Source organism: Blautia sp. 2227st1_G12_2227SCRN_220401 (genome assembly GCF_039062885.1).
Taxonomy (GTDB): Bacteria; Bacillota; Clostridia; order Lachnospirales; family Lachnospiraceae; genus Blautia_A; species Blautia_A fusiformis.
Genome location: NZ_JBCLNI010000057.1, coordinates 1 through 5,255 on the forward strand (window position 1 = coordinate 1; position 5,255 = coordinate 5,255).

Below are 5,255 nucleotides of genomic sequence, written 5' to 3' on the forward strand. Positions count from 1 at the left end.
AAATATACGTGATACTACCATGCTACCCTTTTCACATTTTCTTGATACAAATAATAGGAGTATTTAATTACGCAATATCAAAAAAAAGAAAGTGGGCAGCTCTATTCGCTGTCCACTTCCTGCATTATACCTTATATTTTCTAATTATCTTCTTATAATTAACTCAACTTTCCCAGCTGATATCTCTAAATAAAGCCTGAATAAATGCGGCTTGAGATGCAATCCATTCACTTACTTTACATTTTATGATGGATGTAATATCAGCAGATAATGTTAAAATGTGCTCCACAAACAGAGCCATAAGGCTCTGCAGTGAACTGGTTAAGTCCATGTCCTGGATATCATCGCAGAACATGAAGAATAATTCGCCATACGTTTTCTGGTCATTTTGGTTCCTGCGGATCCATTCCAGAATGATGTATCTTGTAAATACAATGGTCGTATGGCTTACCATTGCACCATAATTATGGCTCTGAAATTCAGTGCCTAACTTCAGAAAGGATTTTGATGATCTGAAAAAACATTCGATAGACCATATGCCGATATTTTAGAAATGCCGATTTTTGACTTTCTGAAATATTGGATTTATAAGACTTTGTAAATATATCGGCATTTCTTACTATAGAGACGTAATCAGTCATTATTATAGTATTTCCTTTGATGAGTATGAGACAATCTATGAGATAAGCGATGTTGATGATAAAAACACGGTATAAACTTAGCGATAGTGACAGTTCCATCTTTAAGGATGATGTGATGTTCAAGTATGCCAATGACGAAGATACTATCAAGCGGCTTTGTGGATTAAAATAAATGCCGATAGTTTATTAACCATGCCTGATATTGGGTCAGGCATGGAATCTTATAGAAATTTTATCGGCATTTCTAAAATATCGGCATATGGCAGGTTATGCAGATATCGGCATAACCTGCCATATGTTTCCATAAATCCGTACGATCTCAGCATCACTTAAAGAAACGTCTGTGCTTAAGAGATACAGACATTCACTCTTCTTATTGCGGTTTCGTACGAAAACGATCTTAACAGGAATTCCTGTTTTGGTGGTGACGACTAAAGAGCCAAAAATATTTTTCGCACCTTCAAAGCGGACCATTCTTTTTAGTTCGTGAAGTGTATATTTTTTGTCCTTATAAGTATAACGCTGTTTCAGCTACTTGACCATTCCGATCACATCGAGCCCGGTATCCATAACAGAGCGGATCATAGGTTCCGTTGTGAACCAGGTATCCATAAGAAGATAATCGGCCTTTATACCGGATTGTAAGGCTCTCTGGATAAGAAGAACTGCGGCGTCTGTTTTACTCATCATGCTTTCTTTACGGAACTTATAACCGTTTGTACGATGATCAATATTTTCAGATATTTCATTGTAACGATTGCTCTTTTTGGCAGAAGAAAGCAGATTAAACCCAACGGGGATAAAACTGTAACCATCAGACCACCCCAGTGTAAGCAGGGTAAATCCTTTCTGAAATCTATGTTCTACATGATCATAGACACGTGCAAGCAATTCTACAGATTTACTCCGATTCCGCTTTACTACGGAATCATCCAGAACCAGTACTTTTATCCGTTCCGGTCTGGTAAGAGCATCAAATCTGGAAGTAACTTTAGCTGCAAGGAGCATAAGGAATCTGCTCCAGTTATAGGAAGTTTCATTAAGAAAACGATAATACGTATTCTTTGAAACGGCCTGGTCTTTATGTTTAGAGTTCAGGAAACGAAAGAGATTTCGTCCCTGAAATACAAGCAGGAGTAAAAATTGAAATACTTCATATGCTGAAACGCCACAGGATTTTGTAATGTTGGAGTTTCGCAATAATTTTCCAATCTGAAGTTCTTTTAAAGCATTGGAAAATTGATTTTGGGTATTTTCATTTTTATCATTCTGGTATATCATAAGTTCAGCACCTTTTCCTTTGAGTATTTGTTTGTGGTGAACTTATTATATCAAAGATCAGGTGCTGTTTTTATGTCAAGGTACCAATTATTTTAAAATTTTAGTTGAAAAATCAACTGTTTATGCCAGGTTTACTGGTGGGAAAGTTGAGTAATTAATTACAGTTTCTCATTTGAGTGTGTGAAACTTTTTCTGTAAATAGCTAATAACAGCAAGGTCTTCTATGGTAAAATATAAATCATAGGAGGCCTTTTATTATGGCAAGAAGAGAAAAGAAACCTGTACACAAAGTAGTAATGACAGAGGGAAAGCGAAACATCATTCAGCAACTTCTTCAGGAGTATGATATTGAAACCGCTGAAGATATCCAGGATGCTCTTAAGGATCTGCTTGGCGGCACCATCAAAGAGATGATGGAAGCAGAAATGGATGATCATCTTGGCTACCAGAAATCTGAATGATCTGATAGCGATGATTACCGCAATGGATATAAATCAAAGCGTGTAAACAGCAGCTATGGCAGCATGGATATCGATGTTCCACAGGACCGTAAATCAACATTTGAGCCACAGGTTGTAAAGAAGCGTCAGAAGGATATTTCTGATATCGATCAGAAGATTATTTCCATGTATGCAAAAGGGATGACGACCCGGCAAATATCCGAAACCATCGAAGATATCTACGGTTTTGAAACATCAGAAGGCTTTATTTCAGACGTTACAGATAAAATCCTGCCTCAGATTGAAGACTGGCAAAATCGACCGCTGGATGAAGTATATCCAATCCTCTATATAGATGCCATCCATTATTCCGTACGAGATAATGGAGTAATCAGAAAATTGGCTGCCTACGTCATTCTTGGCATCAACACAGAAGGGAAAAAAGAGGTTCTTTCAATCACTGTCGGTGATAATGAAAGTTCAAAATACTGGCTGTCCGTCCTGAATGAGCTGAAGAATCGTGGTGTAAAGGATATCCTGATTATCTGCGCTGACGGTCTTAGTGGTATTAAAGAGGCAATTGCCGCTGCATTCCCCAAAACAGAGTATCAGAGATGTATTGTACATCAGGTAAGAAACACGTTAAAATATGTTCCGGATAAGGACAGAAAAGCGTTCGCTTCCGACCTAAAAACGATTTACCATGCTTCAGATGAAGAGAAAGCTAGACTGGCTCTGAATCGTGTTACTGAAAAATGGACCGCAAAATACCCGAATTCTATGAAACGCTGGTATGATAACTGGGATGCGATAACGCCGATTTTCAAGTTCTCACCGGATGTCAGAAAGGTTATTTACACGACCAATGCAATTGAAAGTCTGAATTCTACCTACCGTAAGCTCAACCGTCAGAGAAGCGTATTTCCAAGTGATACAGCACTCCTGAAAGCTCTGTATCTGGCAACTTTTGAAGCCACAAAAAAATGGACTATGAGCATTCGAAACTGGGGACGGGTCTACGGTGAACTCAGCATTATGTACGAGGGAAGACTCCCAGAATAACAGAATCTGTATGCATGATGAGAAGGACGTTTTTGACGTCCGCTCTTGACATGCCTGAAAGCATGTCGTATATATAAAACAAGAGCTGGAAGCTCCAATTTAGTGTTTCCAGCTCAATCATTATCATAGAAGATTTTTATTTACAGACTTTTCTTCATAGTCTCTCTCATTTTTCAGTTCGGTTATATATTTATCTCTTTCCGACTCAGGAATCTTCAAACCACCCATCGCCTGTTCTGCAGACCATCCCATTGTCTCCATAAGGCTTTTAATTGAAAAAAGAATTCCTTTTTCAATTCCTTTCTCCTCAACACCTTTACTTAAATTGCACATAGTAGACACCTCGCTTTCCAAAGTCTTTGTCATCTCAATTGCAAAATCTTCCTGCAGAATCTTCTTTTTTTCTTCTACTTCTCTCTCCGTCGAAAGCAATACTTCCAATAATTTCAATATACCAGATGAATTATCATCCGTAGTTCCCAAACAAATCATGATTGCAGTTAATAAGTCGTAATTTTCAATCTTCTCTTTGACATTTCCCACCAGATTTTTTTCTGCAATATAATACTCTGTAATGGTATTCTCTCTATATTGCGGAGGATTCATACAAATCCAAATCGAATATACCTTTTTTATATTTTCGTAATGAGATGAAGTAAATTCTGTCCCATACTGTGATGAAATCATACGGCTACAATAATATATTCCACGTTTTATAATCGGATAACCCGGATAAAAGTCATTCTGCGCTTCAATATTGATTATTAACTGGATTCTGTTCTCCGTTCCTGGAGCTTCCGCACAAAAACGAATATCATAGGTAACCGTGCCTTCATAAACAGAAGCATCTTCCACAGATACATTCCTTATTTGTTCTCCAGATAATCGCTCATCTACATTTACAGGCACTTGTCCAATATCCGGTTCTCCATCAATGTATCGAGAAACTATTTCCTGTATATTACAATTTCTATATTCTTCCAAACATTCTTTCATAATCCAGGCAAGTATCACTTTGTTTGCCAACAAGCGCTTGCAGGCCGCATCATATGCCGCTTTATCTCCCATTGCATCAATATTCTTTGACAATATGCTTTCTATTCTCATCCAGTACAATCCTCACTCATCATTCTTGTTTTATTTTAACATATCCACAAAAAAAAAGCCATCTTTATATACTTTTCACAAATACAATTTATCAAAAATCTATGTATCTCTGATACCTGTTCCATAAAACAATATCCTCTAATTTCTGCTTATATTCTTGCATGTCATCTATATTAGTTATATAATCATATGCGCCTACTTTCAGTACAGAATAAATTTCCTGTGGTGTTCCATTCATTATTACTAGAATAGAAACATGTGTACCCAACCTGCCTTTTATTCTTATTATCGGCATAGTCGCATCTTGAATTCTATCCTTATCAAAATGTATAATGACAACATCTGCCAAAGGATATTGACCTTTTTGCAGGTCATCATACTTATACCACATTAGTTCAAATTTACTTTGAATAATTTCATTAGTCTTTTCAAATGCTCTTCTGCTATCACTAAACAATAATATTCTCACCTATGCCACTCTTTCCACAATCTATAATTTTATTAGTATATACCTTCTCCGCTCATTGTGCTGTTTAATGTCAAAATATCGAGTGTTCATGTAACTTTTCCCTTACCCACACTTTCAACTTCCATACAACACCACCCTGGCAAGGAACCGCCCCGGCTCTGTGGTGTCAACAGACAACACCCCCTGATATTTATCCGCCGCCCTACGGACAGATGGCAGGCCGATCCCATGATTGCTTGTATCCGTTTTTGTTGT

5 protein-coding genes and 1 pseudogene are annotated in these 5,255 nt (G+C 37.4%); 2 read left to right on the forward strand and 4 right to left on the reverse strand.

What is annotated here, in order from left to right; all coding sequences use genetic code 11:
• Positions 1-690: 690 nt before the first annotated feature.
• The gene (locus ABCM67_RS16030; protein WP_260702787.1) at positions 691-813 is read left to right on the forward strand and encodes a hypothetical protein; all 123 of its coding nucleotides are present in this window, start codon (positions 691-693) and stop codon (positions 811-813) included.
• 359 nt (positions 814-1,172) lie between these two features.
• Here the strand turns inward: ABCM67_RS16030 and ABCM67_RS16035 are convergent, their stop codons facing one another.
• Positions 1,173-1,922 (reverse strand): transposase, encoded by a 750-nt coding sequence (locus tag ABCM67_RS16035; protein ID WP_096241045.1) that lies wholly within the window; start codon positions 1,920-1,922, stop codon positions 1,173-1,175.
• A gap of 257 nt (positions 1,923-2,179) precedes the next feature.
• Between ABCM67_RS16035 and ABCM67_RS16040 the strand changes: the two are divergent.
• Positions 2,180-3,424: pseudogene (locus ABCM67_RS16040) on the forward strand (IS256 family transposase).
• A gap of 123 nt (positions 3,425-3,547) precedes the next feature.
• On the opposite strand, the gene ABCM67_RS16045 reads toward ABCM67_RS16040, so the two are convergent.
• The 3 genes from ABCM67_RS16045 to ABCM67_RS16055 all read right to left on the reverse strand — a co-directional run.
• The gene (locus tag ABCM67_RS16045; RefSeq protein ID WP_096241046.1) at positions 3,548-4,531 is read right to left on the reverse strand and encodes a hypothetical protein; all 984 of its coding nucleotides are present in this window, start codon (positions 4,529-4,531) and stop codon (positions 3,548-3,550) included.
• 91 nt (positions 4,532-4,622) lie between these two features.
• On the reverse strand, positions 4,623-5,000 hold the full coding sequence (locus tag ABCM67_RS16050; protein WP_138344554.1) for a hypothetical protein: 378 nt from the start codon (positions 4,998-5,000) through the stop codon (positions 4,623-4,625).
• 114 nt (positions 5,001-5,114) lie between these two features.
• Positions 5,115-5,255 (reverse strand): GHKL domain-containing protein (locus ABCM67_RS16055; protein WP_195303476.1); only part of this gene is annotated, 141 nt, incomplete at its 5' end.

Bases quoted from the DNA above. Each gene is read 5' to 3' on its own strand.
- ABCM67_RS16030 (WP_260702787.1), top strand. From the start codon at position 691: ATGTTGATGATAAAAACACGGTATAAACTTAGCGATAGTGACAGTTCC.
- ABCM67_RS16035 (WP_096241045.1), bottom strand. From the start codon at position 1,922: ATGATATACCAGAATGATAAAAATGAAAATACCCAAAATCAATTTTCC.
- ABCM67_RS16045 (WP_096241046.1), bottom strand. From the start codon at position 4,531: ATGAGAATAGAAAGCATATTGTCAAAGAATATTGATGCAATGGGAGAT.